The following is a 24,934-nucleotide window of genomic DNA, read 5'->3' on the forward strand; positions in this document are numbered from 1 at the left end:
GTTGCCCGCCGCCGTAAGAGACAACGGTGCCGTCAGATGTAGTGACGTTGAAGCCTTGCCCCTTCTTGGCCTGCGCGTATTCAATCCGGCTTAGAGGTGGGCGACCCGCCGCTGTTTCTTCCGCGACATACCGTTGATATTCGTCTGCCGGTTTGTCCGGCTGTGCTGCCTTCAAAATCTCGGCAAATTCCATGTGACGGCGAACGTGGGCTTCGCGGTTTTCGAACTCGCCTACAAGCTCTTGCGCACCGAACTGCGTAACTATCGCATCCCACTGCTCCGGTGTTTGCGCGCCATACGCGGCCTTGAGGCCTGTCTGTATCCGTTCTGCGGTAGCTGCGCGCTCCGCTGCGTCCATTCTGGCAACATGCGCCTCAGCGTTTCTCCGCTCCTCTGCGCTCAGGCGGGCCTGCACTTGGCGGCGCTGCACTTGAATCTGGTGCTGACCTTGAATTTGGACCGCCGCGCCGGGATCATGCCGGGCTAGCACATTCATCGCAGCCGGATCACCGGCCGTGATTTGCGGGCCGTGTGTCTGATACATTTGACGCAGTGCGTTCTGGCTTTGGTATTGGTCAGCCCGTTCGCGGGCCTCCTGACCCTGGGCCAGCGCGTTGATGATGTTCGGCTGACGGCCAGCCAATACTATCGATGCATCCATTCTGCTCATTGCATTGCCTCCGGCATGTTCTGGGTGGCAACTTGGTCCATGGCTGCGGCGGCGGCGTTGTCACCGAATTCGTCAGCCACCATGTCCACGAGGCGCGATTTCAGTTCAGGCGGCAGAGGTGTCGTACGGTCGCCGTTCAGCCATCGATAGACCTCCTGAGCTTCCTTTTCTCTCTGGATGCTCGCGACCATTATCTCTCGAAGTTTTCTGTCCAACATTGCCGTCTGCTACGCCTCGTTTAATTGACATAGAGGTATCATATTACCTCTAACTAAGCAAGAACGGAGCGGGTTCGTAAGCAGAACATTGAGGTAAAATAGCACCTCCTTTTTAGCGCCAATCGATTGAGCGTGAGCCAAAACGCCGATGGATGCAGCACGACTTTAGCAAGTCGAACTCCAGACCAGCTCAAGGCATCATTCAAGGGGTAAAAATCCGACAAAAGTGAGTTATCAAATGAACAAAGCCAAACACGCGCCAGATTTGTCATCCCTGGAAAACATCGCCCAGTTACCAGCAAGACGCAGCCCATATTGGAACATCCTGGAATACTGTCGGCACATCGGTGTGCAAAAACAACCGTCCGGGGACTGCAATTGGATGGCTCGAATTCGCAGAAAAGATGGGCAGTACAGCCAAAAGCGACTGGGGACAGTGTCACCATTCCATCCAAAGGGTTTTAACTACTCGCGGGCTCTGGCTTGTGCCAACGAATGGTTCAACAGCCCTGAAATCCTAGCAATTGCTGCTCAGCCTTACCCTTTGGGTGCGAATACGAAATTAAACTATTCAAAAACCAGCGAACCGTTCACTATCGGGGATGCCATGCATGGTTTCGTCGAATGGAAACGCATCGCGGCAGCAAGGACATACTTCGAGACATCACTATCCCTGATAAACCACCACATAATTCCCAGGTTGGGGTATCTGCCTGTCGAACAACTCAATCAGGCGACCTTCCAACGGTTTTGCGTCGATGTTCTTGAGGCAGCGCCAAAACGAGGCAACTGCAAACAAGGTCCAAGAATTCGCATTGAAGCTTTGGATCACGAACGTCTAAGAAAGCGGAAGAAAACCCTGAACTCCGTCATCAGCATCCTTAGAACTGCCATCGAGATGTCTTGGGAGAACGGTGACGTCGAAAGTGAACGTTCTTGGCGGATACTGCGTAGGATTCCGCATTCGGATACCCCAAGGCAGTTCTTTCTTACTCGGGCGCAAGCAAAGCGTCTGATTGCCTGCTGTAGACCAGACTTAGCTCTGCTCGTTCAGGCTGCTCTCTATACGGGATGTCGAGTCTCAGAATTGGCGAACCTCAAAGCACGCGATGTGGGTGGGCATGTATTTGGATTATATATTGGGCCTTTAAAGAGCTATCGGAGCCGCTATGTAATTCTCCCGGATGAAGGGATGTCATTCTTTTTGGATCAAGCCGAGTCCCTAGACGACGAAGACCTTTTATTCCGAATGTCTTCGGGAAAGCAGTGGTCTGGAAGCCAAAAGCACCTCTTTAAAGATGCTGTTCGGCGCGCTGGGTTACCAGACGAGTTTGTTTTTCATGGCTTACGGCACACCTACGCCAGCCAGCTCGTACAAGCCGGAACACCTTTGGCGATTGTCGCGAAGCAACTCGGACACTCCAATACTGATACCGTCAGCAGAACCTACGGCCATCTGTGCTGTGACTCGATAGAAGCGGAAATTTCGCGCAGGTTTGCAGCCCTTAGAGAACCCCGGTCAGATACTCGGCTCAATGCATTGCGAATGACTCTTCAGGGCAAAGCTGAGCCAAGTTGGTCCTGGCCAAAAAAGAACCGAAGTAGAGCCTCAGGGGCTGTTGTCACTAAACTGAGGGGCAAAGAGGACGAGTTGCGCACGCGATAAACCCTCAGTTGTTTTCAACATCTCTGAAACGCGGATGATTTGCCATCGGCCTTCTATCTAGTGGTTCTTGCAAAAAAATAGAAAACGATGAGAACTCTGACAGAAGAACTCAGTAAACGAATGAAATTGTTTCTGGAACCTCGAGGAATTACTAATACTGTACACGGCAGCAACATAGTTTAGGAACCAATCAATGGTGCAAGGTGGATGGAGCTCTGTTGGTGAAAGCCCGGTTCTCTTGGCCCGGCAGGATGAGTTTTCGAGTCAGTTCGCGTGTAAGGACAATGAGCACTTCTTCATTAGAATTGAGCACTCGGGATCAAAAACCAACATCACAGACCTGAACTGGCAAGAAGGCGAAGCTGATTTGGTGTCTGAGGCCTTCATGGAAGCTGAAAGGCTCGGCGTATTGTTTTCAAGTCGATTGATCGTGGTGTCGGATATCTTGCCAAGTTCTCGACAGCCCAAACGAGAAGAGATTGAGGAAAAAGCTGATGCGGTATCACGTGTGATTTTGCATGTGGCTTCCAAACTTGACCTGGAAATAGCCAACTACTTTTTGGACACTGGCCAGGGTGGAAAATTCAACATGGTGTTCGAAATCAGTGGTTAGAAAACAACTTTGCGCAACGTCTGAGTGGTTCAAACTGCAGAAGATTTTGTGGCTCATAGTCGCCAGCTTTGCGCTCATTGGTGCCGTCGTCACAGTGGGTACGCTCATTCTCAGAATGATAGATCAATCGGATCATCAGCTATTTGTGTGGCTAACTTCAAGGTTTGGTTTTCTTCTGAACCTGGATCGAGACCTCGAAGAATTTTTGAGAAACTTTTTTGTCGCCTTGTTGTTTTTCTCAGGGCCATTCGTGTTTGTTGTCTGCAAACAAAGAAAAGCGCTGATTAGCGGGTTAGCTTCTGGCTATTGGGCAAACTATTTGTCCTATTTTACGCAATCCGACCTAAAGTTGTTTTTGGTTCCCCCGCGTTACTACATCAGCGTTAATGCAGACAGCGCTGTCTATCAAACGAAACGAATGATAGAAGAAGCATACGGCGTCGAGCTTAGAGAAGAGCTGATCCCTGAGATTAGCGGTTCTAAGAAGACAGCTTTTGTCCCCTATCGCGGCGGGAACAGACTTCCGGTTGCCATTGATATGTGCCGGAACTTGGTCGTACTTGGAGACATTATTGACAAAGAGCTGAGCGGGCTCGCGGGTGGTCTGCTTTGTGATGCAGAGACTAAGTTCTCATTCATATCAAAACAGTACTTTCGAACACTCAAGAAAGAGTGGATTGAGCCCGGCGACTATGCGTCCGGGATCACGATAGTTGACGGAATCAAAGATCCTGCGTTGAGTATGGCTCTAAATCCACCAAGCACTTTGTCGAAACCCGGATGAGCTTTGAGGGCAATTTCGAGTTCCCTGCTGCCCCTTTGGTTCGCAAAAAACCCATCCGCACAAAGTTAACCTTTCGTTAAAGAAATCCGTCCAGATTGAGCCTCATCACTGGGATTGGAGCCGTCGAAATGGATGATGAGTTCTTACAACGCGCAACGGACGCGGTGCTAAGGCTTGAAGCCGAAGGTATGACTGCCACCGCTCATGCCATTCGAAAGGTTTTAGATGAATATGTTCTCGACAACGTCAACATGCTCAATTGCCAGGCCAGCACAGACAGAGCTGAAAGTGGTCAAGCAAGAAAGCCATTTCCAAGCTTTTGGGTTCCAAAGGCTTTGATTGACTGATTCCTCTGAAGTTACCCCCCCATTTCTGGCGAGGCGAATTAACTCAGAAAGCGTGTTTTCCTAGAGGCCCACCCTTTGCGGCACTTCAAATGTTGCCCACTGTCTCAAAAATAATTGACACTGAAGGTGGGTGAGGGGCTGGATGAGGGGGTCTTGGCCAGCCCCTCATATAGTGGGGGTGCTACGGATTGGGTTAAGTGGTCCGTTGAAAAACACTACTCTCTGATTCATGTTTCCGACATTGGGGGTTTCCCTTAGACCTTTTGTTTTCTTGTCCCAGACACAATTCCAACATTCTACTCTGGTACCAAAGCGGTGCGGCGCGTCTTGAGGGGGTTAACGATTTCCAAGAGGGGGTATGAGTTTGGCGCGTCGCACCCCATTCTGCCGAGATTCCGCCATTTCTGGCTTCGCCTCAAACATCTAGTTTCCGTGGCTGACGTTGCCGCTACTTTTGACGTTTTTAGGCATATGGGAACAAATTTCATCCAACCAACTCGCGTCTGCTGCTACGTTGTATGCGGTTTTGTCACCTCGCGCGAACTCTGCTCTGGTGGCGTACATGAGGGCAACCGCGTGGCACCGCTTCTTGTTCCAATATCCTTTAGGTTTTTTCGGTCCGGGCATGCAGCTTCTCCTGCGCGGATTTTGAAGGCGCAGGGTAAATTGGGATTGTGAAACTTTGCCAAATTGTTTGTTATTTTTGCCGCCGGTGTCAGATTGACCACAGAGCATGTCTGTCAGCCACAAGTCTGCTCTTTTGCTCAGGCGCTCTCAAAGGTACTCACTGTCTAGCTCAAGGTAGGTGTGTCGCCTCCAATTAGGATTTACCCGTTGTTTGAAATCCTCTTGGGTCTCTTCAGGCTGGCGCTCTATCACCGTCCCACCCACAGCGGCGCTATGAACAATCAGGTCGGTTTCTTCTTCAACGGCTAGCGTTTCCACGAAGTAAAGGACTGTACCCCCATGTGCGGCCTGTTCCAGTTTGCTGATACGCTTACTTATCGTCATGATTGCCTCCTTCCATTTCGAGGTCTACAGCAGCGAATGCCGCCATCCGTTCATCTTCGGTCATGTCCTCAATGTGTTTTCCACCTGCTTTGATGGCTTTAACGCGGCGCGCAAATGCCTCGTTAGTTTCGTCAGGATTGCGCATAATGCGCCCAAGGGTAGTCCCAGCGACAATTGCATGATGGTAATCTGGCGGGCCGTCTTCACGCCCGTCCTTTGCCTTCACAATGGCTACAAAAAGTATCTTGCTCGGAACTGATGACGGCGATGCGGTTTCCAATTTCTTCAATCTGCTTTTAATCGTCATCGCTGCATTCCTTCAGTTCCTGGTCTGCGACGGCATAAGCAGCCGTAAGTTCTTCCGCGTTCATGTCTTCCGTTAGTTTGCCACCCGCCCTAATGGCGTGAACACGCCGCCTGAAGTTCCTTTCGGTCTCTCCGTCATGTGGGGCGATTAGTTCAAAGCCGAGGCCAGGGATACTTGCTGGTCCAAGCGACTTTTCGACCATTCGGGTGGTTTCCTCAGTGCCCTTCTTGATTCCGTGAATCGTAAAGAAGGTGATGAGATGATCCTGAGTGACCGGCGATTTTGCCTCCAGCTTCCGCAACCGATTTTTGATGCTCATATCAATCTTCCTCCGTCAGGCTTGCTTGGGTGCACTCGGCTGCGTCCAAGAAGCATTGGAACAGTTTCGCACTCGGGGCATTTTGCTTAGAAAGCTCGATACATTTCCGGGCTACTTCCTCATCCACCCGGCCATCCAATATGAGGGCGGCAACCTCTACGGGTGATGCCTTAGCGGTCAGTTGGTTCAGTGGGGTATCCCGCATCCGTTCTGCGGTGTTTTGCAGTTGCTTGGTCAACTGATCCGATGCGCCCGACTTCGATACGGCGCTCACAGCTTTCCTGCCTTCCAAAGCTGCCAGTCTATTCCTGATGCTCATTTTGCTGCCTCCAATGCTGTAATCCGGCGTTCAAGTTCAGTTGTTTCCAGTACCCGCCGGAATTGCTCGACCAATGCCATGACGGTTGCCCCTTCCAGCGGGGTCACCTCACCCTGAGAAACGGCCTGTAGCACCGCCTGAGCGGCCTCTGAGGCGTCCTCAGCGGATTTGATGGGTGGGAGGTCGAAACTGACCGGTGCGTCCTTCCTCGTGGGAGCTATCCGTTCCAGGCAAAGACGCAGGGCCGTGCTGTCGCCCTCAAGTGCCATCTCGACCGCCTTTTGCGTGATTTGCTCAGATTGGCCCTCCAGCAGTTCCTCAATCGCCCGTGTGACCCTGTGCCGGGTTCCTCGGGGCTTGCCGGGGTTGCCCTGCGCAAACTTGCCGCTCTCGTCTGTGTACGTATTGGCCACGTTTTTTCGTTCGGAATCGTCCGTCATGCTCGTTCCTCGCTGTGTTGGATTGTTGGTACAGAAGGTGTCCGTTTCCCCCAGACCCCCTGGTAGATTAAGGATGTCTTAAAAATTGAGACGTGCAGGGTCCGAAAATGGCCGTTTACGTCTTCAAAATTGCGACGTGCTGTCTTCATTTTTGAGACGTCCCTTGCTTACACGTCTCAAAATCTAAGACGGTCACGTCTTCAAAATTGAGACAGGGTTTTGTTTTCCCGCCCTTGCCCGTGGGGTTGTGGGCAGCAGCTTTGTGAACGCGAAAATCGTTGTCGGGAGCCCACTGCCGATACAGCATTCGGCCACCCCTGCGGTCGCTGTGTGGCAGTTCTAATTCTGTGAGTTCGTACTGGGGTGAACGTGCTTCGCCGCCAAGACCAAGCTGGGCCGGTTTCGTGACCACCAGAAAGCCCTTGGCCTGTAGGTCGTGGAAACCTCGCGCAGCGGTATTCAGCGATGCCACACCCAGCGCTTCAGCAGCCTGCCTAACGCTGAACTGAATCTTTCCGTTGTTGTTCGCCTGTGGACCACGCCATTCCAGCTTGAGCCACGGATACAGCGCCTGTGCGACGGGTGAGAGAGCCCGCCAGGCGGGCTCCTCCATCATGTTGCGGACAAGCTTTGTGAAATGCTCGACGCGCTTCTCGTTTCGCTTGTCACGGCCCATTATTCGACCCTTGCCCTGTTGGACGCATCCAACAAAGCCCTCAGAACAAAAGGCAGTAAGGAGGCCTCGAACATGACGCCGCGATTGGTACGGCGCAGCCCTGCTTTCGTTTTCGACCAGACTCGGAAATCTACGATGTCTAATCCCGGATGGGGTTTTGCGTCTACAGGGGCGCGAGATATGCGGATTTCCTCGCGCCCGTTGCAGGGAACAACAACCATCATGACCGACGCTCCCCGTAGTAGAGGGCGGCAATCAGCCGTGCAGCGGACTCTGACAGGCCGTGCTTGCGACGAAGAGTGTGGATTTGGAGGTCCCGGGTTCTCATGCCGCCACCTCGTTTGCCTGGATCAGTTCCACTTTGCTGACGAGGAAATAGATGCCGAACTTCTGGCGTCCGGTGTCTGCATCGCCCCGATACATCTTGCATTCGATGTTAACGCCGTCATCGCGCCGCAGGGGCAGCACCTGGTCGGACAGACGGCAGTAACTGGCCGCGTAGAGTGGCGACCGCATCAGGCCCTCAAGAACTTGGCGCTTGTGCTTGGATGCGTAGATTTCGCGCGATTCCTGGCCCGGATCAGTGACCCGATACAGCGCTGGGGCTGTCAAGTTGGGAAGGTCCGCCCAGCGATACACGCGCAGTGCGTTTGACGGTGGGAGTTCAGTTTTGATTGTTTGGTTTTGCTCGAAAGTAACCATTTATTGTCCTTCTTTTGTTGAAAGACATCGGGCTTTCGGCTACTCTCTCAGTACCACCTAAAAGAATTCGCCTCCGCCCGTGCCTCGGGTGGGGGTTTCTTTTAGGCGGCAACCTGTTTCTCGATTGCAGCGTCGATATCGGCCTCGTTCCAATAGAGACGAGAGCCGAACTTGATGGGTTCTGGGAGACGGCCCAGTTCAACGTCGCGGTAGACGCTAGAGCGGCTGCGACCGCCCAGCTTGGCTTGCAGGTCTTGGAAGGAAAGCAGTTTCATTGCTGTGCACCGTGTTGTTGCTTGGTGCAAAGAGAATTGCCTTTAGGCGTCGAGAAATAAATTTGGGAACATGAAGTTCCCTATGGGAGCGCGTGACTCCCATATTCGGGCAAAACGGAGTATTAGGCCTACTTCATTGCTCGAATTTGGCGAACAAATTCTTCATCAGGTAAGGCTGGTGGGTAAGCCCCATCAAACTGATCCCCATCATGCCAAACATCCCAAAGGTTCCAGTTAGCTGAGGAGGGCCAGGACCGAATAACCTTTTGATAATGCATCACAGTTGAAGCTAACCTAAGCGTTTTAGGTAGCGGCTGCACCATTGGGTGCGATTGATTGGTGTCAGCACCAATAACGGCTTTTGCAGCACAAATGTGCGCAGCAGCTCTGTACTTACGAAAGTATCTTTGAATTGTTGGAACATCGCCAACCACGGGCTTTGTTTTAACATTCCAACCGTCTGACTTCAGCAATTTGAAGCTTATGTCGCCTGTATCATAGGCAATTTGGGAAGCGATTTGGCTGGCCTGGTTAATGCTTGCGGGACTGCCGTCTTCGTTTAGATGAGCCATTATCAGAGTTACCAACCCACAGACAAAAACCTGGGCGGAACGCTTATTCAAAGCATCAATTAGTATTTTGGCGACTTCGCCAAATGCCCAATTTTCAGGATCAACGTTGTAGCTATGAAACTCCATTGTCAGAATTTGCAATGCCTGCAGTGCGCTTTTCTTATCGTCCGCGAAGAACGCCAACATATCCAAGCTTTGGACAGTAGTCGGTCTTATACTGCCATCTGGCAAATTGATTTGAAAAGAACGCGTCATTGCTACTGGGCCACCTCTGAAGAAGAGGGCAGCATATGGTCCGCCCATCGGTTCATAACTTCGCGCCGCAGTTCCAGAAAGTCAGTCCGTTTGTACGCGCGCTCTACGGAACCTCCGACAACGTGACCCAAACAAGTCTCAGCGACCTCGAACGGAACGCTCTGTGTCTCCGCTACCCAATCTCGGAACGATGACCGGAAGCCGTGCGGGCGTTCGACCAATCCACGGCGCTTCATATAAGAGCTCATGGTCATATCAGAAATCACACCCCGCCGAACGCTTGGGAAAAGGTAGCCGTCCCGAGCCATGGGCTTGGCTCTCTCGATGACAGAAAGGGCTTCATTGGATAGTGGCACCCGGAAATCTTGGGTCGCGTCCCTGCGTCCCTTCATCGCTTCTGCCGGTATAGTCCATACGTCACCGTCAATCTGATCCAGGTGCAGGTTTCGCAAAGGGTAAGACCGCACTGCTGTAAGTATCAGCAAACGTAGCGCAAGCTCGGTTGTCGTTCCGCCGTCCAAGCTTTGATAGAAGGCTGGGACGTCCTGCCACGGCATTGCGGGAATGTTCTTGGCCTTGTGGCGTTGTTTTCCAAGCAGGGCCTTCGCTTTGTCAGTGGCCTGCAGGTCCACATCCAAGCCGAGCGCCGCAGCGTGGCGCATCACGATTGATAGCCGGTTCATGGCTTTCCGGGCTGTGTCTGCCTTTGTGTGCCAGATGGGTACAAGCGTATCCCGGATATCCTTTTGGTCCAATTCAACGACTGGAACCTTCCCAAGCTTGGGCAGCACATGCAACTCCAACGGTGAATACCATCGACCAGCTTTACCATCGCCTTTCAACTCGGCCTTCCGGCTCTCGAACGCATCCAGGGCAACGTCCTTCAACAAATGCAGCTTACTGGCTTCCTCACGCTTTAGACGTTCGCGTTCTTTGATTGGGTCTATGCCTTTCCGAGCAACAGCCCGCCAGTTCTCAGCTTGGTGACGAACTTCCTTGAGCGATACCTCGGGATAAGACCCGAGTCCCATTTCACGCCTGCGTCCGTGGACAGTGACACGAAGGAACCATTGTGCCCCGCCATCTTCGCGGCGGTGGAACCACAACCCGCCACCATCGGAGTACTTTCCGGGAGCGGAAGCCTTCAGGGTTGCTGCACTGAGCTTGTTCAAAGGGCGTGACACTCAACCACCTCTCTATCCACCCTCTATATATAGTATACAGTGAGGCATAGTGGAACACAGTGGCACACTTAAATCACTGTAAATAAATCATTCGGTGATTTCTTAGGGCATGGTGAAGCGCCATGAAACAAGTATTAGATGCCCTTCAGCGGCACCAGTTTCCACCTCTCAGAACACTAACCGCTGATATTTGGCCCTAAATGGGCTCTTACGCGCGTTTTTCGCCGATTGAGGTAACGCCCAGAACGTCCAGCACTTTGGCCTCGATCTGGTCCGCATTCATGCCAGCGACCGCGTACATATCGGCAGGGCTGGCCTGGTCGATGAACGCATCCGGTAACACCATCGAGCGGTATTTCAGACCGGAATCAAACACGCCTTCTTCGGCCAAAAGCTGTGCCACGTGGCTGCCGAAACCGCCGATGGCCCCTTCTTCGATGGTGATCAGCGCCTCGTGGCTTGCGGCCAGATCCAGAATCAGATCGCGATCCAGCGGTTTGGCGAACCGGGCATCGGCGATGGTGGGGGTTATGCCTTTGGCCGACAGCGCCTCGGCGGCTTTCTGCACCTCGGCCAGACGGGTGCCGAAGGACAGCAGCGCCACGCGGGCCCCTTTTTGGATCAGGCGGCCTTTGCCGATCTCCAGAACCTTTCCGCGCTCGGGAAGGTCGACGCCCGCGCCCTCACCACGTGGATAGCGGAAGGCGATGGGGCCGTCGTCATGGGCGGCGGCGGTGGCGACCATATGCATCAGTTCGGCCTCATCTGCGGCGGCCATGACGACCATGCCGGGCAGGTTGGACAGGTAGGCGATGTCGAAAGACCCCGCATGGGTCGCGCCATCCGCGCCGACAAGCCCGGCCCGGTCGATGGCAAACCGTACCGGCAGGCGCTGGATGGCGACATCATGCACGACCTGATCGTAACCGCGCTGCAGGAATGTCGAATACATCGCGCAGAACGGTTTCATTCCGCCCGCCGCAAGGGCCGCAGAAAACGTGACCCCGTGCTGCTCGGCAATTGCCACGTCGAAACAGCGCGAGGGGTAGCGTTCCGCAAACAGGTTCAGCCCTGTGCCATCGGGCATCGCGGCGGTGACGGCGACGATCTTGTCATCGCGGGCGGCTTCCTCGACCAGCGTTTTACCGAAGACCGAGGTGTAGGAGGGCGCGTTTGACGGGGCTTTCTTCTGCTCGCCCGTCACCACATCGAATTTCGCCGTCGCGTGACCCTTGTCGCGGGCTTGCTCGGCTGGGGCGTAGCCTTTGCCCTTTTTGGTTAGCACATGGATCAGGATCGGCCCGGTGGCGCGCGCCTTGACCGTGCGCAGCACCGGCAGCAACTGGTCCAGATCGTGGCCGTCGATGGGGCCGAGATAGGAAAAGCCCAGTTCCTCGAACAAAGTCCCGCCCACAGCCATGCCTTTCAGCATTTCCTTGGCGCGTTTGGCCCCTTCACGGAAGGGTTCGGGCAGCAGCGACACCGCGCCTTTGGCGGCGGCTTTCAGGTCGTGGAAGGGTTCTTCCGCGTAGATGCGCGACAGGTAGTTGGACAGGGCACCCACGGGCGGTGCGATGCTCATCTCATTGTCGTTCAGAATGACGATCAACCGCTTTTTCAGGTGGCCTGCGTTATTCATCGCCTCGAACGCCATGCCTGCCGACATCGACCCGTCGCCAATCACTGCGATTGCATCGCCCAACCCCTCGGGCGTCACACCACCCAGATCGCGTGCAACAGCAAACCCCAGCGCAGCGCTGATCGAGGTCGAGCTATGCGCGGCCCCGAACGGATCGTAAGGGCTTTCGCTGCGCTTGGTGAACCCGCTGAGGCCATCTTTCATGCGCAGGGTGCGGATGCGGTCGCGCCGCTCGGTCAGGATTTTATGCGGATAACACTGGTGGCCCACATCCCAGATGATCTTGTCGCGCGGGGTGTCGAACACTGCATGCAGCGCCGTTGTCAGTTCCACCACGCCCAGACCTGCGCCCAGATGCCCGCCGGTGACGGAAACGGCCGAGATCGTCTCGGCCCGCAATTCCTGCGCCACCTGATGCAACTGGGCGTCTGAGAACTGCCGCAGGTCCGCAGGGCGGTTCACAAGGTCCAGCAGAGGCGTATTCGGGCGGTCAGACATTTGGCGCGTTCCTGGCTTAGCTGTCCCGGGCAATAACGAAGCGGGCGGCGTCCTTCAAGGTTTCCGCCTGAGCGCCGTACCCGTCCAGCGCGACGCAGGCCTGATCCACTAGTTCGGCAGCGCGGACGCGGGCGGCATCCAGACCCAGCAGCGAAACAAAGGTGGCCTTGCCCGCATCGGCGTCCTTTTGCAAGCGTTTACCGGCCTTTTCGGCATCCCCCTCAACATCCAGAATGTCATCGGCGATCTGAAAAGCAAGGCCAAGGGCTTGGGCATATTGGCGCAACGGGTTTGGGTCTGCCTGCGCCAGAAGCGCACCCGCACAGGCGGACCATTCGATTAGCGCACCGGTTTTCCCGGCCTGCAACCGGGTGATCTGATCCAGTGTCAATGGTGCCGCCGTTTCCGCCGCAATATCCAGCGCTTGACCCAGCACCATCCCTTGCGCACCGCTGGCCTTGGCCAGTGTTAGGGTCAATTCAGCCCGGATGTCTGCATCCCCAACCTTGGGTCGGGCGCACAACTCAAAGGCCAGTGTCTGCAACGCATCCCCGGCCAGCACGGCGGTACCCTGATCCCATTTCACATGCACGGTCGGACGCCCCCGGCGCAGATCGTCGTCATCCATGCAGGGCAGGTCATCATGCACCAGCGAATAGGCGTGCAGCGCCTCGATCGCCGTTGCGGGCCAGATCGCGCGGGCCGGATCGACGCCGTGCAGACGGGCGCTCTCCAGCACCAGAAACCCGCGCAGCCGTTTGCCGCCTTCGGTGGCATAAGCCATCGCACGGGTCACATCCAGATCGTCCAGCGCGCCCAGAACCAGATCGAACTGGCTCTGAATCCGCGCCGCATCCTGCGCAAGCTTTTGGCGAAACATCTACAGCCCTTCGACAGGCGTGGTCCCGGTCGGCTGACCATTGGCGTCCAGAGTGATCGCGGCTACTTTTTCCTCGGCCCGCTTCAACTCATCTTCGCAGCGTTTCTTCAGCGCCGCGCCGCGTTCGTACAGCGCAATCGACTGATCCAGGGCCACATCGCCGCGTTCCAGCTGGCCGACCACGGCCTCAAGCTCTTTCATCGCCTGTTCGAATGTCATCTGGTCAACGGGGGTGTCAGTCATCGGGCTGCCTTCATCAGTTCTTCCACATGGGCGTGCGTCGCCTCGGCCAGTGCGTTCAGATCATAACCGCCTTCCAGAGTCGAGACGATACGACCCTCACACACCTCATCGGCGATCCTGCACAGCTCAGCCGTGATCCAGGCGAAATCGCCGGTGGACCAGTTGAGATTGGCCAATGGGTCGTCCTGATGGGCGTCGAATCCGGCGGAAATGATGATCAGTTCCGGCCGGAACGCCCGCAAGCGCGGAAAGGCCTGGCTTTCATAGGCCGCCCGCATCTCGGCCCCGCCAGTGCCGGGGGCCAGAGGCAGGTTCAGAACGGTGTCAAACGCCCCGGTCTCATCCGGGCGGCCCGACCCGGGCCACAATGGCATCTGCTGGCTGGTGATCACCAGAGCGCGCCTCTCGTCCCACAGCAGGTCCTGCGTGCCGTTGCCATGATGCACATCGAAATCCACCACCGCCACGCGGCTGAGCCCATGATGCTCCAGCGCGTGTTTCGCGGCCAAAGCCGCATTGCCGAACAGGCAGAAACCCATCGCCGTGTCTGTTTCAGCGTGGTGACCTGGCGGGCGCACAGCGCAGAACGCGTTCGGGGCCTCGCCTCCCAACACCAGATCGACCGCACGCACGACAGCGCCCGCCGCGCGGTAGGCGGCATCGACGGAACCGGGGGACATGAAGGTATCCCCGTCAATCTGCGCAAACCCGTTCGCAGGCCGCGTGGCCTTGATATCCCGAATGTAGCTTTCCGGATGAACCCGCAGCAGATCGTCATCCGCGGCCAAAGGGGCCGTCACCCGGTGCAAATCCAGAGACTCTAACGCATGCAGGATATGCTCCAGCCGCGCCACACGCTCCGGGTGTCCGTCCGGCGTCACATGCCCAAGACAGTCGGCATGGGTCAAAAGCGCAGTCTTCATCTGGGTCCCATCTTCATATGTCTAAAAATATCCTCGCCGAAGGCAAAAAACCGCCGCGCAGCGGCAAAATCAATCCGGCGCCAACATATAGCCTGCGCCGCGCACGGTCTGCAAATACCGAGGCTGCTTCGGGTCCTGTTCGATCTTCCGGCGCAGGCGGGTGATCTGCACGTCCACCGCCCGTTCCTGGGCTTGCCCCTTGTCGCGGCCCAGATCCTCGACCAGCTTGGCGCGGCTGATCGGCTCGCCGGGCTGGGCCGAGAAGATCTTCATCAACTGGCTTTCTGTGGCGGTCAGGCGCACCGGGTCCTCGCCCTGCCACATCTCTCCGCGCTCGATATCATAGCGGATCGGCCCGAGCGTCAGGATTTTCGCGGCCGTATCCTGCGCCGGCGTTTCCGGCATCCGCCGCAGGATGGCGTTGATGCGCAGCAGCAGTTCCTTGGGCTCGAATGGCTTGGCCAGATAATCATCTGCCCCGGCCTCAAGCCCGGCAATCCGATGTTCGGTCTCGCCCCGGGCGGTCAGCAGCAGGATCGGCGTGCTGTGCGTTTCCCGCAGCGCCTTGGTCAGGCTGACTCCATCCTCGCCCGGCATCATCACATCCAGAACGATCAGGTCGAAATCCAACCCCGACAGCACCCGCCGCGCATGGGCCGCATCACGGGCCGAGGTCACAAGAAACCCGTTCCGCATCAAAAACTTCTTGAGCAGGTCGCGAATGCGCTCGTCATCGTCGACAATCAGAAGATGGGCGTCCATATCGCTCATGAGGTGCTATCCCGCAGTTTAGTGTAGGCATGACGCATATCAGCATCCATCATCGCTTCAAGCACTTTACGAAACCCCGCCACCGCTTCGGGCCCCGCATCCTTGTACGCGGCCCGCATGCGCGAGCGTTGGGCGTCTGACAGTTTCGCCTCTAGCGCGCGGCCCTGTTCGGTCAGAAACAGGTGCCGTTCGCGCTTGTCCACGGTGCCGACCCGGCTTTGCACCAGCCCGTCATCGATCAAGGTCCGAAGCACCCGGTTCAGAGACTGTTTTGTCACCCCCAGAATGGCCAACAGGTTGTTGACCGTGGTGCCCGGCGCGCGGTTGATGAAGTGAATCGCCCGGTGATGGGCCCGCCCATAGGCCATTTCCGACAGGATGCGGTCCGGGTCGGCGGTGAAGCCGCGATAGGCGAAAAACATGGCCTCGATACCTTGTCGCAATTGCTCGTCGGTCAGAAACAACAGGCTCTCGCCGCCAAAGAGCGGGGCGGGGCGGATTTCGGACATATCATGCCTCATTCATTACACCGGGCCGAGTTTATGTCAGCGTTATTGACATTCCAAGGGCGGACAGGTATCGATTCTCAGTTTTTGCGCAACATTATGTCCGCTTCGGACCTAACTAGCGCAACAATCGGAAAATCAACCCGGATCAGGAGGTTTCGCATGGCTGGGTATGACGATCGTGATGGTGTCATCTGGTTGGACGGCACGCTGGTGCCCTGGCGCGAGGCCAATGTGCATATTCTGTCACACGCAATGCACTATGCCTCGTCGGTGTTCGAGGGCGAGCGCGCGTATAACGGCAAGATCTTCAAAAGCCGGGCACATTCCGAGCGTCTGATTGCCTCGGCTGAAGCGCTGGACATGCCGATGCCCTATTCGATTGACGAGATCGAGGCGGCAAAGGAAGAAGCCCTGAAAGCCAGCGGGCTGCAGGACGCCTATGTGCGTGTGCTGGTCTGGCGCGGCTCGGGTGAGGATATGGGCGTGGCCTCGGCCAAGAACCCGGTGCGCATGGCCGTCGCGGTCTGGCCGTGGGGTGCCTATTACGGTGACGCCAAGATGCAGGGGGCCAAGCTGGACATTGCCGAGTGGAAACGCCCCAGCCCCGAAACAATCCCGGTCCATGCCAAGGCGGCGGGTCTCTACATGATCTGCACCATCTCAAAGCACAAGGCCGAGGCCAAGGGCTGCTCGGACGCGCTGTTCATGGACTATCGCGGCTATGTGGCCGAAGCGACCGGCGCGAACGTGTTCTTCGTCAAGGCTGGTGAAGTGCATACCCCGCTGGCCGATTGCTTCCTGAACGGCATCACCCGTCAGACCGTGATCCAGATGCTGAAAGACAAGGGCATCAACGTGATTGAGCGCCATATCATGCCCGAGGAAATGGCCGATTTCGAACAATGCTGGCTGACCGGCACCGCTGCCGAGGTCACGCCCGTCGGTCAGATCGGCGACTACACCTTCGAGGTCGGCGATATCACCCGCGAGATTGCCGAAGAATATGAGGCGCTGGTCCGCGCCTGATCATTCTCAACCAACAAACGAAACCTCCGCGTTTTCGCGGGGGTTTTTTTGTGCCAAGCGTCCGCAATACCTTGCAGATCGTTCAGCCTGCTGGACGGGTGCGCGTTCGGGTGTAGATTATGGCCATGTTAGACCTTCTCAGCGATATCCTTACCCGCCTGTCCCTGCGCGGCACGTTTTACTTCCGCACGTCCTTCACGCCGCCCTTCGGCATCCAGGTTCCGGCCTTTGAAAACGTCGCCCGGTTTCACTTCGTCCAGCGCGGTGAGCTGAAGGTTTATGTCTCTAACACAGGCGAAACACTGCGTTTGAAGCAGGGCGATCTGATCCTGATCCCGCATGGCTCGGCCCATGCGCTGCTGTGCAACGAGGTCAAACCGCTGGACGCATTGCCGCTCGAGCAGGTGCTGGACGAGGCCGGGTATACCGGCGACGGCGTCCTGATCTATGGCGGCGAGGACAAAAGCCGCGACACGCAATTGATCTGCGGCCATTTCTCGTTCACCGGCCCGCCGGGGCGGCAGGGTACCGGGCATATGCTGATCGACCGCCTGCCGCCCTACATCCTGATCGAGAATTACGGCGAAGAAGCCGGGGCCTGGATCGAATCCACGCTGCGCATGATCGGGTCCGAGGTCAGCGGGGCGCGGATTGGCGGCGATCTGATCGCGCTGAAACTGTCCGAAGTGCTGTTCGCGCAGGCTATCCGAGCGCATCTGGAACATCAAAGCCCCAGCGAATCCGCGCTGGCCGGGTTCGCGGACCGGCGCGTATCGCGCGCCCTGACCGCCTTTCATCAGGCCCCGGCGCAGGATTGGAGCGTTGAGGGGCTGGCGCGTGAGGCCGGCATGTCCCGCACCGCCTTCGCGCAGCTTTTTGCCGAGAAGATGGGTACCACGCCAATGCAATACCTGACGGACTGGCGGATGCAGATCGCCTGCCACGGGCTGACCGAAAGCCGCTGGAATGTTGCCGATGCCGCTGCCGAGGTTGGATATGCATCCGAAGCCGCGTTTTCGCGCGTGTTCAAGAAACAGGTCGGGCTGTCCCCGGCGGCGTATCGGGCGATGCACTGATCCGACTGTTGATCTGAACGATCTGCAATGTATCCCGAACGATCCGGGCTGATACGTTCGGCAATCCTCCCCTAGCTTAGAGCCATGCCAAGCAAGGAAAGGAAGTCCCATGTCTGCCCGTTTCATCACCCGTAACATCCACGCCTATCTCGACTACCCCGTCGCCATTGCCCTGATGACGCTGCCCTTTGTGCTGGGTCTGGGCCAGTCCAACCCGCTGGCGCTGTGGCTGTCTGTGGTCACTGGTGTCGCCGCTTTTGTGCTGACGGTGCTGACCGATCATCATCTGGGGATCTGGCGAGTGCTGCCCTACAAGTTTCATCTGGCGGTGGACCTGACCGTCGGCATCGTGTTCCTGCTGGCCCCCAGCCTGCTGGGGTTCACGGGCCTGGATGCGTGGTTCTACTGGCTGAACGGCGCGGCGGTGGTGGCCGTCATCTCGCTGAGCGCGCCCGAGCAAACAGCGGCGGCGTGAGCATCCCAAAATATCAAGCTGTCGTTGTTTCGAGCCGCGCGTTGCCCACGCGCGGCTCACTTTTTTGTCTCTATACAGGGTTTGTCGGCGTTAACCGAAGCATGCAGAGCAACAGAATTCCCCACTTGAAATATCCGATAAAAACCATCAGATATATGGAAGCGCCAGATGCCAGATCATCCAGCACTTTCTTTCGGGGCGGTCTGCTGGCTGAGCATGTGGTCGTGCGAGGGCCAGCCACCGCCCCGGAAACGAAACCGGCTGGGGAAGTTACAAGATTGATGAGGTCCGAGATGAGCGACTCGCTGGACGAAATCATGGCGCGGCACGATGCCGCCACGGCCTGCGGGTGCAATTGCTGCGACGACGACTACTGCGCCTATGTCGAACGGCAGAAACGTCAGGCGTTGCGGGACGCGGGACGGGCAGGGGAAACGTTGCCCGGAAGCGCAGCGAGCCAACGCAAATCGCTGCGCTATCAGTTTGAGCATCAACAGGCGCTAAGGCCCTGAGCGGTCAAAAATCGACCCCGCGCTGGGCTTTGATCCCGGCTTGGAACGGGTGTTTTTCCTCGGTCATTTCTGTCACCAGATCCGCATAGTCCCGCAACGCTTGCGGCGCATCACGGCCCGTCAGGAAGACGCTGGTTTTGTCCGACCGCGCGTTCAGGCCGTCGATCACCTGATCCACGGAAAGGTATTCATAGCGCAGGGCGATGTTGATCTCGTCCAACACCACCAGATCATACTCTCCGCTTGCCATCAGATCGCAGGCCTTGCCAAAGGCCGAGGTGGCCGCCGCAATGTCGCGTTCGCGGTCCTGTGTATCCCAGGTGAACCCTTCGCCCATTGTGTGCCATGTCACCAGATCGCGTTCTTGAAAGAACCGCCGCTCGCCGGTTTTCCATTTGCCCTTGATGAACTGCACCACGGCGACCTTCTGGCCCCAGCCCAAAGCCCGGATCACCACGCCAAACGCGGCCGAGGACTTGCCCTTGCCCTTGCCCGTGTTGATCAGAACCAGACCGCGACCGGGATCGACCGCCTCGGACACTTTTTTGCGGTGCTTGGCCTGCACCTTTTGCATCTTTTCCTTGTGATCCTGCGCGTCGCTCATGGGGGCACCCTTTTTCTCTGTCTGGCCCAACCTAGGGGAAGTTGGCGAAAGGTAAAGTCACCCTTTGGGGTCCGTGACCGAGCGGGCCTTGCCGCGCTCGAGCCCCAGTTGGTGCTCGCGCCAGATCACCACCACATTGCCCGCAATCACCAGCGCGGCCCCGATCAGGATGGCCAGCGTTGGCCATTCGTCAAACCAGACATAACCGATGACAATCGCGAACAGCATGCTGGTATAATCGTAAGGTGCCAGCATCGAAGCTTGCCCGAACCGATAGGATGAGGTCACAAGGATTTGCGCCACACCCCCGGTCAGCCCCATCCCGACAAGAATCGCTGCCTGTTCCCACGTGGGTAGGGTCCAGCCCCAAAAGGCGGTCAGGCCCGACAGCAGCGTGCCCGTTAAGCAAAAATAAAAAACGATAGCCGCCGGATGATCGACCTGAACCAGTTGCCGGATATGGATCTGCACAAAGGCGCGGGCGAAGGTAGCCGCCAGCACGCAGAGCGCGCCGAGCGTGGCGGCGACTTCGATATCGGTGCTGCCAAGGCGCGGCCAGATCATGATCAGAACGCCCAGAAGCCCCAAGGCGACCGCACCGATGCGGATCATGCGGATGCGCTCGCCCAGCATCACCGCTGCCAGAATCAGCGTGAAGATGGGGGTGGCGTAGCCGATGGCGGTGACCTCGGGCAGGGGCAGCAGGCTGAGGCCGGTGAAGGTCAGGCCCATGGCGCTGGTGCCCAATACGCCGCGCCAGAAGTGGCCCATGGGTTTTTTGACGACAAAGCCCTGCGCCAGTTCCCCGCGAGAAATCAGCCAGATGAGGATGACGGGAATGGCAAAGAGCGAGCGGAAGAACACCAGCTCCCCCGGCGGGAAATCCTCGGACAACGCTTTTACCAGCGCGGCCATCGCCGTGAACAGGAACAGCGCGCCGAGTTTCAGCGTCACGGCCAGAACAGGTCGATGCGATGTTAACGATTTTGCCATCGGCGCGACCCTGCGCTTTTGCCGCGCAAAGATCAACGGCTGGGCTCAGCCGGTCACCCAGGTTTGAGGCAGAGGGCTACCGATTTCCTCGGCGAAGTCTTCGAGAAAGCGGATCATGCGTGCGGTGCGTTGTTCGGCGATCTGTTTGCCGGTCTCGGTCAGCATGTCGCTAGGCAGGCCAAGCAGCTTGACCTTCCAGTGGTCGAGCGAGAAATGCAGATCGTCCAGAGGCCGGCTTCGGGCGAACGGATCCGCCGCGTCATACAGCGTGCGCCCCAAAGCGCCGGAGACCGAGAAGTTGCGCGCGATGCCGATGGCCCCCAGCGCATCCAACCGGTCGGCGTCGCGCAGGATGCGTGCCTCAGCCGTTTCGGGCGTGATATTGGCCGAAAAGCTGTGCGCCTCGATCGCGTGGCGGATGACTTGGATCTGGTCGGAGTTGTAGCCCAGATCGCCCAGAATAGGCTCTGATTTCTCTGCCGACTTGCGGGACGCCAGATGCCGGTCGGGATCGTCCTTGGGCAGGTTTACCAGATCGTGTAGATAGCTTGCCGCCAGCAGCACCGGCAGATCGATCCGGTCATCCGCTATGGCCTGCGCGTTGATCCAGACCCGGTCCAGATGGGCCAGATCATGGGCGGGGTCGGTCTCCATCCGCTGCGCGACGATGCCGCGCAACCGGCTGCGCAGATCAGCCGATCCGTCCACGGTTCTTTCCGATCTGGCCGCGATGCAGCAACAGGTGGTCGAGGATCACGCAGGCCATCATCGCCTCACCCACGGGCACGGCGCGGATGCCGACGCAGGGGTCGTGGCGGCCTTTGGTGATGATTTCGGTTTCTTCACCCGACTTGGTGATGGTCTTGCGGGTGGTCCGGATAGACGAGGTCGGTTTGACCGCAAAGCGCACGACAACGTCCTGCCCGGTCGAGATACCACCCAGAATGCCGCCCGCATGGTTCGAACTGTATTGCGGGCCGTTCTGGCCCATGAAAATCTCATCGGCATTGGCCTCACCGGTCAGTTCGGCGGCGGCCATGCCTTCGCCGATCTCGACGCCTTTGACGGCGTTGATCGACATCATCGCGGCGGCTAGATCAGTGTCTAACTTGCCATAAACGGGCGCGCCGATCCCGGCGGGAACGCCGCGGGCGACCACCTCGACCACCGCACCGACCGAGTTGCCGGATTTGCGCAGGTCGTCGAGATAGGTGGCCCAGTCCTCAGCGGCTTGGGCGTCTGGTGTCCAGAACGGGTTTTGTTCGATTTGCGACCAGTCGAAATTGTTGCGGTCGATCTTGTGGGGGCCGATCTGGGTCATATAGCCGGTGATCTGCACATTCGGCGCGATCTGTTTGATGGCCTCGCGGGCCAGCCCTCCGGCGGCGACGCGGGAGGCGGTTTCACGGGCCGAGCTGCGCCCGCCACCGCGATAGTCGCGGATGCCGTATTTCTGCCAATAGGTGATATCGGCGTGGCCCGGACGGAACTTGTCTTTAATATCGCCGTAGTCTTTCGAGCGTTGATCGGTGTTCTCGATCATCAGTTGCACCGGCGTGCCGGTGGTCTGGCCTTCGAACACGCCGGACAGGATCTTTACCTGATCGGGTTCGCGTCGCTGGGTGGTGAACTTGTTTTGCCCCGGTTTGCGCTTGTCCAGCCAGTGCTGGATCATCGCTTCGTCAATTGCGACGCCCGGAGGGCAGCCATCGACAGTCGCGCCCAAGGCGGGCCCGTGGCTTTCACCCCAGGTGGTGACGCGGAAGAGGTGTCCAAAGCTGTTCATCGACATGGGGCATGCTCCTTTGCGCGTTGTGCTTAGCGGGGAGTGTCTTGGGCCTCAAGCGGATTTGCAGGTAGAAAGCGGGGATGGGGGCGCTGCCCCCGTCGCGCAGGCGCGACTCCCCCGAGGTATTTTCGAACAGAAGAAGGATCAGGCCGCTTTCAGGGCCTGACGGGTTTTTGTGATTGCAAGGGCGGCCTGTGCGGCTTCGCGGCCCTTTTGCACGAAGTGGTCGCGGTAGATGGCGTTGTGGTGGTCGGTTTCCTGATATTGGTGCGGGGTCAGCGAGACGGACAGGACTGGCACGCCTGTGTCCATTCCGGCACGCATCAGCCCATCGACCACGGCTTGGGCCACGAAATCGTGCCGGTAGATGCCGCCATCCACCACGAAGGCGGCGCAGGCCACCGCTTCGTAGCGCCCGGTTTGGGCCAGATCGCGGGCCAGCAGGGGCATCTCGAACGCGCCGGGGACGTCGAAGACGTCGATTTGCTCGGCGGGGATGAGCTGCTGGAACCCGTCCAGCGCGCGGTCGACGATATCGGCATGCCAGTTGGCTTTGATGAAAGCGTAGCGGGTGTGTGTCATTTGGACCTCCTGAGTTACAGACACGTCACCCAAGGCGATCACGAGCAGCCGCGCCTGAGGGGCACGCTGCACGTTCTCTTTCATCCGGACTGTAACCGTCGGCTCTGGCCTCTCACCAGATCTGCTTGTCACCCCGGATGAACCGAGGCCGCTCGCGGGCTTACGGGTCATGGCCCGCATACCGCCGGTGGGGAATTTCGCCCCGCCCTGAGAACGCGGAGACCTTGCCAAGCTGCGGGCGGTTCTGCAAGAGAAACGTAGGAGGATCGCCATGCACCCCAACCCCACCTTCCGCGCCGAGGACCGCGCGCGCCACATTGCTTTTGCCCGTGACCGCGCCTTTGGGGTTCTGGCAACGTCGGCCGCAGAAGCTCCGGCGTTGAGCCATGTGCCTTTTCTGTTGGAGGAGGATGGTGCTACGGCGGACCTGCACCTTGTGCGCTCGAACCCCATTGTTCGGATGTTGCAGCAGCCATGCCGCGCGACCATCGCCGTTTCCGGGCCGGATGGGTATGTGTCACCGGACTGGTATGAGGTCGAGGATCAGGTGCCCACATGGAACTATGTTGCCGTGCATCTGATCGGGCAGCTTGAGAGGTTGCCGCAGGAGGCACTGCTGGAAGTGCTGGATCGGCAGTCTGCGTTCTATGAGGCCCGGTTGCTGCCCAAACCCCCGTGGACGACCGGGAAGATGTCTGACGATGCATTGGCGAGGATGATGCGTATGATCGTGCCCTGCCGTTTGAGGATCGACGACATTCAGGGAACATGGAAGCTGAATCAGAACAAGCCCGACCCGGTTCGGATGCGTGCGGCAGAACGGATCGCAGACGGGATTGGGGCCGAACTGGATACGCTCGGAGATTTGATGCGAGCGGCGGGTTCGTCAGACAACTGACAGGTTTTGTTTTGCCCCGGCTGCTGTCATGGTCCCGATAACCAAGGAGACCGGATATGAAGCTTTATCACAGCCCGACCTCGCCCTATGTCCGCAAAGTTATGGTTTTGCTGCACGAAACGGATCAGTTGCAGGATGTCGAACTGCAGACCGTGGCCAGCACACCCGTGTCACCGGCGGAGCCGCTGATCAGCAAAGCTCCGCTGACCAAGGTTCCGGCGCTGGAGCGGCCCGATGGGCCGACCCTGTTCGACAGCCGGGTGATCTGCGCCTTTCTGGATGCGCGGGCGCAGGCTGGCCTGTATCTTGACGGGCCGGGGCGCTGGGATGTGCTGACGTTGGAGGCGCTGGCCGATGGCATTCTGGATGCCGCGCTGCTGATGACCTATGAAGACCGGTTGCGGCCCGCAGACAAGCAGTGGGACGAGTGGGTTGAGGCGCAGTGGGTCAAGATCGAACGGGCCTGTGCCGCTTTGAACCAGCGCTGGATGGCGCATTTGTCCGGCACGCTGGATATGGGGCAGGTGGCGGTCGGCTGTGCGCTGGGTTACGTTGACTTCCGCCACGATGCGCGGGGCTGGCGCAAGGGCAACGACGCCCTTGCCGCATGGTTTGCAGAGTTCGGCGAGCGGCCCAGCATGGTGGCAACGCGCCCGCCCGCGTGATCAACGCCGCTTAAGGCGCAGTGAACGTGGCCAAGTAGGCGGCGATGTCGTCTGCGCCTTTCTTTAGCTTGACGCTCATGTTCGGGCGGGCGGTTTCGTCATCCAGAAACGCCTTGATGAAGCCGATCGGGTCTTTGGAATAGGTGGCTATGGTCTCTTCGGTCCAGATCAGGCCTTGGTCACCCGCGCGGATCATGTCGTCGGTGAACATGCCGATGGGCAGGCGTTCGCTGCCATAGCGATAGTCGTTTTCGGTCCCGGCGACACGGCCCACAACACCATAGAGATTCGGGCCGGTGATTCCGCCTTTCACCAGCACCTCGCCATCTTTGATGATCGCGTGGCAGGACGAGCAGCGGTTATACAGTTTTTCACCTTTTGCAGGATCGCCGGCGGCGATGGCTTGGGTGGGCAATGCGGTCAGCAAAAGCATGGCGGCCAAAGGGGTCTTGAACATCGGGGGCTCCTGGGCTGGCATTCGTGCAGTCGGGGC

35 protein-coding genes and 1 riboswitch are annotated in these 24,934 nt (G+C 57.8%); of the genes, 10 read left to right on the forward strand and 25 right to left on the reverse strand.

Annotated elements, in window-relative coordinates:
• Together ACR0NJ_RS02475 and ACR0NJ_RS02480 are read right to left on the reverse strand one after the other, a co-directional pair.
• A partial coding sequence (locus ACR0NJ_RS02475) for a hypothetical protein (RefSeq protein WP_480815550.1) occupies positions 1-670 on the reverse strand: 670 nt, incomplete at its 3' end.
• Complete coding sequence (locus tag ACR0NJ_RS02480; protein ID WP_480815551.1) at positions 667-888, reverse strand: hypothetical protein; 222 nt, start codon at positions 886-888, stop codon at positions 667-669. The genes ACR0NJ_RS02475 and ACR0NJ_RS02480, both read right to left, overlap by 4 nt.
• Positions 889-1,126: 238 nt before the next feature.
• Here ACR0NJ_RS02480 and ACR0NJ_RS02485 point away from each other — a divergent pair, with 238 nt between their 5' ends.
• From ACR0NJ_RS02485 to ACR0NJ_RS02500, 4 genes are all read left to right on the forward strand, one after another.
• Entirely contained in the window at positions 1,127-2,554 is a 1,428-nt protein-coding gene (locus ACR0NJ_RS02485) for a tyrosine-type recombinase/integrase (RefSeq protein ID WP_480815552.1), read from the forward strand.
• 193 nt (positions 2,555-2,747) lie between these two features.
• A complete protein-coding gene (locus ACR0NJ_RS02490) occupies positions 2,748-3,167 on the forward strand; it encodes a hypothetical protein (protein WP_480815553.1) in 420 nt (139 codons plus the stop codon).
• Positions 3,130-3,951, forward strand: coding sequence for a hypothetical protein (locus ACR0NJ_RS02495; RefSeq protein ID WP_480815554.1), 822 nt, complete (start codon positions 3,130-3,132; stop codon positions 3,949-3,951). Before ACR0NJ_RS02490 ends, ACR0NJ_RS02495 begins: the two co-directional genes overlap by 38 nt.
• A gap of 128 nt (positions 3,952-4,079) precedes the next feature.
• Positions 4,080-4,298 carry a hypothetical protein gene (locus tag ACR0NJ_RS02500; RefSeq protein WP_480815555.1) on the forward strand — a complete coding sequence of 73 codons (219 nt, stop codon included), beginning with the start codon at positions 4,080-4,082 and terminating at the stop codon, positions 4,296-4,298.
• A 423-nt stretch (positions 4,299-4,721) separates the two neighbouring features.
• Here ACR0NJ_RS02500 and ACR0NJ_RS02505 read toward each other — a convergent pair whose 3' ends face one another.
• The 17 genes from ACR0NJ_RS02505 to ACR0NJ_RS02585 all read right to left on the reverse strand — a co-directional run bounded on the left by ACR0NJ_RS02505 (position 4,722) and on the right by ACR0NJ_RS02585 (position 15,821).
• Positions 4,722-5,048 (reverse strand): hypothetical protein, encoded by a 327-nt coding sequence (locus tag ACR0NJ_RS02505; RefSeq protein ID WP_480815556.1) that lies wholly within the window; start codon positions 5,046-5,048, stop codon positions 4,722-4,724.
• Between the two features lie 24 nt (positions 5,049-5,072).
• Complete coding sequence (locus tag ACR0NJ_RS02510) at positions 5,073-5,309, reverse strand: hypothetical protein (RefSeq protein ID WP_480815557.1); 237 nt, start codon at positions 5,307-5,309, stop codon at positions 5,073-5,075.
• Positions 5,296-5,616 (reverse strand): hypothetical protein, encoded by a 321-nt coding sequence (locus ACR0NJ_RS02515; RefSeq protein ID WP_480815558.1) that lies wholly within the window; start codon positions 5,614-5,616, stop codon positions 5,296-5,298. Before ACR0NJ_RS02515 ends, ACR0NJ_RS02510 begins: the two co-directional genes overlap by 14 nt.
• A complete protein-coding gene (locus tag ACR0NJ_RS02520; protein WP_480815559.1) occupies positions 5,606-5,935 on the reverse strand; it encodes a hypothetical protein in 330 nt (109 codons plus the stop codon). The genes ACR0NJ_RS02515 and ACR0NJ_RS02520 overlap by 11 nt, the downstream gene beginning before the upstream one ends.
• 1 nt (position 5,936) lies before the next feature.
• The gene (locus tag ACR0NJ_RS02525) at positions 5,937-6,254 is read right to left on the reverse strand and encodes a hypothetical protein (protein WP_480815560.1); all 318 of its coding nucleotides are present in this window, start codon (positions 6,252-6,254) and stop codon (positions 5,937-5,939) included.
• Positions 6,251-6,694, reverse strand: coding sequence for a DUF5681 domain-containing protein (locus ACR0NJ_RS02530; RefSeq protein WP_480815561.1), 444 nt, complete (start codon positions 6,692-6,694; stop codon positions 6,251-6,253). Before ACR0NJ_RS02530 ends, ACR0NJ_RS02525 begins: the two co-directional genes overlap by 4 nt.
• 145 nt (positions 6,695-6,839) lie before the next feature.
• Positions 6,840-7,370 (reverse strand): hypothetical protein, encoded by a 531-nt coding sequence (locus ACR0NJ_RS02535; RefSeq protein ID WP_480815562.1) that lies wholly within the window; start codon positions 7,368-7,370, stop codon positions 6,840-6,842.
• Positions 7,371-7,694: 324 nt separating this feature from the next.
• The gene (locus tag ACR0NJ_RS02540) at positions 7,695-8,072 is read right to left on the reverse strand and encodes a hypothetical protein (protein ID WP_480815563.1); all 378 of its coding nucleotides are present in this window, start codon (positions 8,070-8,072) and stop codon (positions 7,695-7,697) included.
• A 101-nt stretch (positions 8,073-8,173) separates the two neighbouring features.
• On the reverse strand, positions 8,174-8,347 hold the full coding sequence (locus ACR0NJ_RS02545) for a helix-turn-helix transcriptional regulator (RefSeq protein ID WP_480518065.1): 174 nt from the start codon (positions 8,345-8,347) through the stop codon (positions 8,174-8,176).
• 128 nt (positions 8,348-8,475) lie between these two features.
• Positions 8,476-9,174, reverse strand: coding sequence for a hypothetical protein (locus tag ACR0NJ_RS02550; protein WP_480815564.1), 699 nt, complete (start codon positions 9,172-9,174; stop codon positions 8,476-8,478).
• Between the two features lie 2 nt (positions 9,175-9,176).
• The gene (locus ACR0NJ_RS02555; protein ID WP_480815565.1) at positions 9,177-10,346 is read right to left on the reverse strand and encodes a tyrosine-type recombinase/integrase; all 1,170 of its coding nucleotides are present in this window, start codon (positions 10,344-10,346) and stop codon (positions 9,177-9,179) included.
• Positions 10,347-10,566: 220 nt separating this feature from the next.
• Complete coding sequence (gene dxs / locus ACR0NJ_RS02560; RefSeq protein ID WP_480815566.1) at positions 10,567-12,495, reverse strand: 1-deoxy-D-xylulose-5-phosphate synthase; 1,929 nt, start codon at positions 12,493-12,495, stop codon at positions 10,567-10,569.
• A gap of 16 nt (positions 12,496-12,511) precedes the next feature.
• On the reverse strand, positions 12,512-13,375 hold the full coding sequence (locus ACR0NJ_RS02565; RefSeq protein ID WP_480815567.1) for a polyprenyl synthetase family protein: 864 nt from the start codon (positions 13,373-13,375) through the stop codon (positions 12,512-12,514).
• Positions 13,376-13,618: an exodeoxyribonuclease VII small subunit gene (locus ACR0NJ_RS02570; RefSeq protein WP_155146860.1), complete on the reverse strand. Its 243-nt coding sequence runs from the start codon at positions 13,616-13,618 to the stop codon at positions 13,376-13,378.
• Entirely contained in the window at positions 13,615-14,541 is a 927-nt protein-coding gene (locus tag ACR0NJ_RS02575) for a histone deacetylase family protein (RefSeq protein ID WP_480815568.1), read from the reverse strand. Before ACR0NJ_RS02575 ends, ACR0NJ_RS02570 begins: the two co-directional genes overlap by 4 nt.
• Positions 14,542-14,610: 69 nt before the next feature.
• Positions 14,611-15,312, reverse strand: coding sequence for a response regulator (locus ACR0NJ_RS02580; RefSeq protein WP_480815569.1), 702 nt, complete (start codon positions 15,310-15,312; stop codon positions 14,611-14,613).
• On the reverse strand, positions 15,309-15,821 hold the full coding sequence (locus tag ACR0NJ_RS02585; RefSeq protein ID WP_480815570.1) for a MarR family winged helix-turn-helix transcriptional regulator: 513 nt from the start codon (positions 15,819-15,821) through the stop codon (positions 15,309-15,311). The genes ACR0NJ_RS02580 and ACR0NJ_RS02585 overlap by 4 nt, the downstream gene beginning before the upstream one ends.
• A 159-nt stretch (positions 15,822-15,980) precedes the next feature.
• Between ACR0NJ_RS02585 and ACR0NJ_RS02590 the strand changes: the two genes are divergently transcribed.
• The 4 genes from ACR0NJ_RS02590 to ACR0NJ_RS02605 all read left to right on the forward strand — a co-directional run bounded on the left by ACR0NJ_RS02590 (position 15,981) and on the right by ACR0NJ_RS02605 (position 18,910).
• On the forward strand, positions 15,981-16,847 hold the full coding sequence (locus tag ACR0NJ_RS02590; protein WP_480815571.1) for a branched-chain amino acid aminotransferase: 867 nt from the start codon (positions 15,981-15,983) through the stop codon (positions 16,845-16,847).
• Between the two features lie 125 nt (positions 16,848-16,972).
• On the forward strand, positions 16,973-17,923 hold the full coding sequence (locus ACR0NJ_RS02595; RefSeq protein ID WP_480815572.1) for an AraC family transcriptional regulator: 951 nt from the start codon (positions 16,973-16,975) through the stop codon (positions 17,921-17,923).
• Between the two features lie 109 nt (positions 17,924-18,032).
• Positions 18,033-18,398 carry an SPW repeat domain-containing protein gene (locus tag ACR0NJ_RS02600; protein ID WP_480815573.1) on the forward strand — a complete coding sequence of 122 codons (366 nt, stop codon included), beginning with the start codon at positions 18,033-18,035 and terminating at the stop codon, positions 18,396-18,398.
• A gap of 293 nt (positions 18,399-18,691) precedes the next feature.
• On the forward strand, positions 18,692-18,910 hold the full coding sequence (locus tag ACR0NJ_RS02605) for a hypothetical protein (RefSeq protein WP_480815574.1): 219 nt from the start codon (positions 18,692-18,694) through the stop codon (positions 18,908-18,910).
• A gap of 4 nt (positions 18,911-18,914) precedes the next feature.
• On the opposite strand, the gene cobO is transcribed toward ACR0NJ_RS02605, so the two are convergent.
• The 5 genes from cobO to ACR0NJ_RS02630 all read right to left on the reverse strand — a co-directional run bounded on the left by cobO (position 18,915) and on the right by ACR0NJ_RS02630 (position 22,878).
• Entirely contained in the window at positions 18,915-19,514 is a 600-nt protein-coding gene (cobO, locus tag ACR0NJ_RS02610; protein WP_480815575.1) for a cob(I)yrinic acid a,c-diamide adenosyltransferase, read from the reverse strand.
• A 57-nt stretch (positions 19,515-19,571) separates the two neighbouring features.
• Positions 19,572-20,507 (reverse strand): DMT family transporter, encoded by a 936-nt coding sequence (locus ACR0NJ_RS02615; protein WP_480815576.1) that lies wholly within the window; start codon positions 20,505-20,507, stop codon positions 19,572-19,574.
• Between the two features lie 45 nt (positions 20,508-20,552).
• Positions 20,553-21,215, reverse strand: coding sequence for an HD domain-containing protein (locus tag ACR0NJ_RS02620; RefSeq protein WP_480815577.1), 663 nt, complete (start codon positions 21,213-21,215; stop codon positions 20,553-20,555).
• Positions 21,199-22,299 carry a chorismate synthase gene (gene aroC / locus ACR0NJ_RS02625; protein WP_480815578.1) on the reverse strand — a complete coding sequence of 367 codons (1,101 nt, stop codon included), beginning with the start codon at positions 22,297-22,299 and terminating at the stop codon, positions 21,199-21,201. The genes ACR0NJ_RS02620 and aroC overlap by 17 nt, the downstream gene beginning before the upstream one ends.
• A gap of 141 nt (positions 22,300-22,440) precedes the next feature.
• Positions 22,441-22,878: a 6,7-dimethyl-8-ribityllumazine synthase gene (locus ACR0NJ_RS02630; protein ID WP_480815579.1), complete on the reverse strand. Its 438-nt coding sequence runs from the start codon at positions 22,876-22,878 to the stop codon at positions 22,441-22,443.
• 68 nt (positions 22,879-22,946) lie between these two features.
• A riboswitch (FMN riboswitch) is annotated at positions 22,947-23,097 on the reverse strand.
• 52 nt (positions 23,098-23,149) lie between these two features.
• Here ACR0NJ_RS02630 and ACR0NJ_RS02635 point away from each other — a divergent pair.
• Together ACR0NJ_RS02635 and ACR0NJ_RS02640 are read left to right on the forward strand one after the other, a co-directional pair.
• A complete protein-coding gene (locus ACR0NJ_RS02635; protein ID WP_480815580.1) occupies positions 23,150-23,776 on the forward strand; it encodes an FMN-binding negative transcriptional regulator in 627 nt (208 codons plus the stop codon).
• A 56-nt stretch (positions 23,777-23,832) separates the two neighbouring features.
• On the forward strand, positions 23,833-24,441 hold the full coding sequence (locus tag ACR0NJ_RS02640; protein ID WP_480815581.1) for a glutathione S-transferase: 609 nt from the start codon (positions 23,833-23,835) through the stop codon (positions 24,439-24,441).
• A 10-nt stretch (positions 24,442-24,451) separates the two neighbouring features.
• On the opposite strand, the gene ACR0NJ_RS02645 is transcribed toward ACR0NJ_RS02640, so the two are convergent.
• The gene (locus ACR0NJ_RS02645) at positions 24,452-24,898 is read right to left on the reverse strand and encodes a c-type cytochrome (protein ID WP_480815582.1); all 447 of its coding nucleotides are present in this window, start codon (positions 24,896-24,898) and stop codon (positions 24,452-24,454) included.
• Positions 24,899-24,934: the final 36 nt, after the last annotated feature.

This window comes from Ruegeria sp. F11 (genome assembly GCF_056533855.1).

Bases quoted from the DNA above. Each gene is read 5' to 3' on its own strand.
- ACR0NJ_RS02575 (WP_480815568.1), bottom strand. From the start codon at position 14,541: ATGAAGACTGCGCTTTTGACCCATGCCGACTGTCTTGGGCATGTGACG.
- ACR0NJ_RS02590 (WP_480815571.1), top strand. From the start codon at position 15,981: ATGGCTGGGTATGACGATCGTGATGGTGTCATCTGGTTGGACGGCACG.
- dxs (WP_480815566.1), bottom strand. From the start codon at position 12,495: ATGTCTGACCGCCCGAATACGCCTCTGCTGGACCTTGTGAACCGCCCT.
- ACR0NJ_RS02595 (WP_480815572.1), top strand. From the start codon at position 16,973: ATGTTAGACCTTCTCAGCGATATCCTTACCCGCCTGTCCCTGCGCGGC.
- cobO (WP_480815575.1), bottom strand. From the start codon at position 19,514: ATGAGCGACGCGCAGGATCACAAGGAAAAGATGCAAAAGGTGCAGGCC.
- ACR0NJ_RS02635 (WP_480815580.1), top strand. From the start codon at position 23,150: ATGCACCCCAACCCCACCTTCCGCGCCGAGGACCGCGCGCGCCACATT.
- ACR0NJ_RS02510 (WP_480815557.1), bottom strand. From the start codon at position 5,309: ATGACGATAAGTAAGCGTATCAGCAAACTGGAACAGGCCGCACATGGG.
- ACR0NJ_RS02580 (WP_480815569.1), bottom strand. From the start codon at position 15,312: ATGAGCGATATGGACGCCCATCTTCTGATTGTCGACGATGACGAGCGC.
- ACR0NJ_RS02565 (WP_480815567.1), bottom strand. From the start codon at position 13,375: ATGTTTCGCCAAAAGCTTGCGCAGGATGCGGCGCGGATTCAGAGCCAG.
- ACR0NJ_RS02615 (WP_480815576.1), bottom strand. From the start codon at position 20,507: ATGGCAAAATCGTTAACATCGCATCGACCTGTTCTGGCCGTGACGCTG.
- ACR0NJ_RS02600 (WP_480815573.1), top strand. From the start codon at position 18,033: ATGTCTGCCCGTTTCATCACCCGTAACATCCACGCCTATCTCGACTAC.
- ACR0NJ_RS02500 (WP_480815555.1), top strand. From the start codon at position 4,080: ATGGATGATGAGTTCTTACAACGCGCAACGGACGCGGTGCTAAGGCTT.
- ACR0NJ_RS02640 (WP_480815581.1), top strand. From the start codon at position 23,833: ATGAAGCTTTATCACAGCCCGACCTCGCCCTATGTCCGCAAAGTTATG.
- ACR0NJ_RS02490 (WP_480815553.1), top strand. From the start codon at position 2,748: ATGGTGCAAGGTGGATGGAGCTCTGTTGGTGAAAGCCCGGTTCTCTTG.
- ACR0NJ_RS02485 (WP_480815552.1), top strand. From the start codon at position 1,127: ATGAACAAAGCCAAACACGCGCCAGATTTGTCATCCCTGGAAAACATC.
- ACR0NJ_RS02535 (WP_480815562.1), bottom strand. From the start codon at position 7,370: ATGGGCCGTGACAAGCGAAACGAGAAGCGCGTCGAGCATTTCACAAAG.
- ACR0NJ_RS02540 (WP_480815563.1), bottom strand. From the start codon at position 8,072: ATGGTTACTTTCGAGCAAAACCAAACAATCAAAACTGAACTCCCACCG.
- ACR0NJ_RS02545 (WP_480518065.1), bottom strand. From the start codon at position 8,347: ATGAAACTGCTTTCCTTCCAAGACCTGCAAGCCAAGCTGGGCGGTCGC.
- aroC (WP_480815578.1), bottom strand. From the start codon at position 22,299: ATGTCGATGAACAGCTTTGGACACCTCTTCCGCGTCACCACCTGGGGT.
- ACR0NJ_RS02530 (WP_480815561.1), bottom strand. From the start codon at position 6,694: ATGACGGACGATTCCGAACGAAAAAACGTGGCCAATACGTACACAGAC.
- ACR0NJ_RS02605 (WP_480815574.1), top strand. From the start codon at position 18,692: ATGAGCGACTCGCTGGACGAAATCATGGCGCGGCACGATGCCGCCACG.
- ACR0NJ_RS02525 (WP_480815560.1), bottom strand. From the start codon at position 6,254: ATGAGCATCAGGAATAGACTGGCAGCTTTGGAAGGCAGGAAAGCTGTG.
- ACR0NJ_RS02630 (WP_480815579.1), bottom strand. From the start codon at position 22,878: ATGACACACACCCGCTACGCTTTCATCAAAGCCAACTGGCATGCCGAT.
- ACR0NJ_RS02515 (WP_480815558.1), bottom strand. From the start codon at position 5,616: ATGACGATTAAAAGCAGATTGAAGAAATTGGAAACCGCATCGCCGTCA.
- ACR0NJ_RS02645 (WP_480815582.1), bottom strand. From the start codon at position 24,898: ATGTTCAAGACCCCTTTGGCCGCCATGCTTTTGCTGACCGCATTGCCC.
- ACR0NJ_RS02585 (WP_480815570.1), bottom strand. From the start codon at position 15,821: ATGTCCGAAATCCGCCCCGCCCCGCTCTTTGGCGGCGAGAGCCTGTTG.
- ACR0NJ_RS02570 (WP_155146860.1), bottom strand. From the start codon at position 13,618: ATGACTGACACCCCCGTTGACCAGATGACATTCGAACAGGCGATGAAA.
- ACR0NJ_RS02550 (WP_480815564.1), bottom strand. From the start codon at position 9,174: ATGACGCGTTCTTTTCAAATCAATTTGCCAGATGGCAGTATAAGACCG.
- ACR0NJ_RS02520 (WP_480815559.1), bottom strand. From the start codon at position 5,935: ATGAGCATCAAAAATCGGTTGCGGAAGCTGGAGGCAAAATCGCCGGTC.
- ACR0NJ_RS02480 (WP_480815551.1), bottom strand. From the start codon at position 888: ATGTTGGACAGAAAACTTCGAGAGATAATGGTCGCGAGCATCCAGAGA.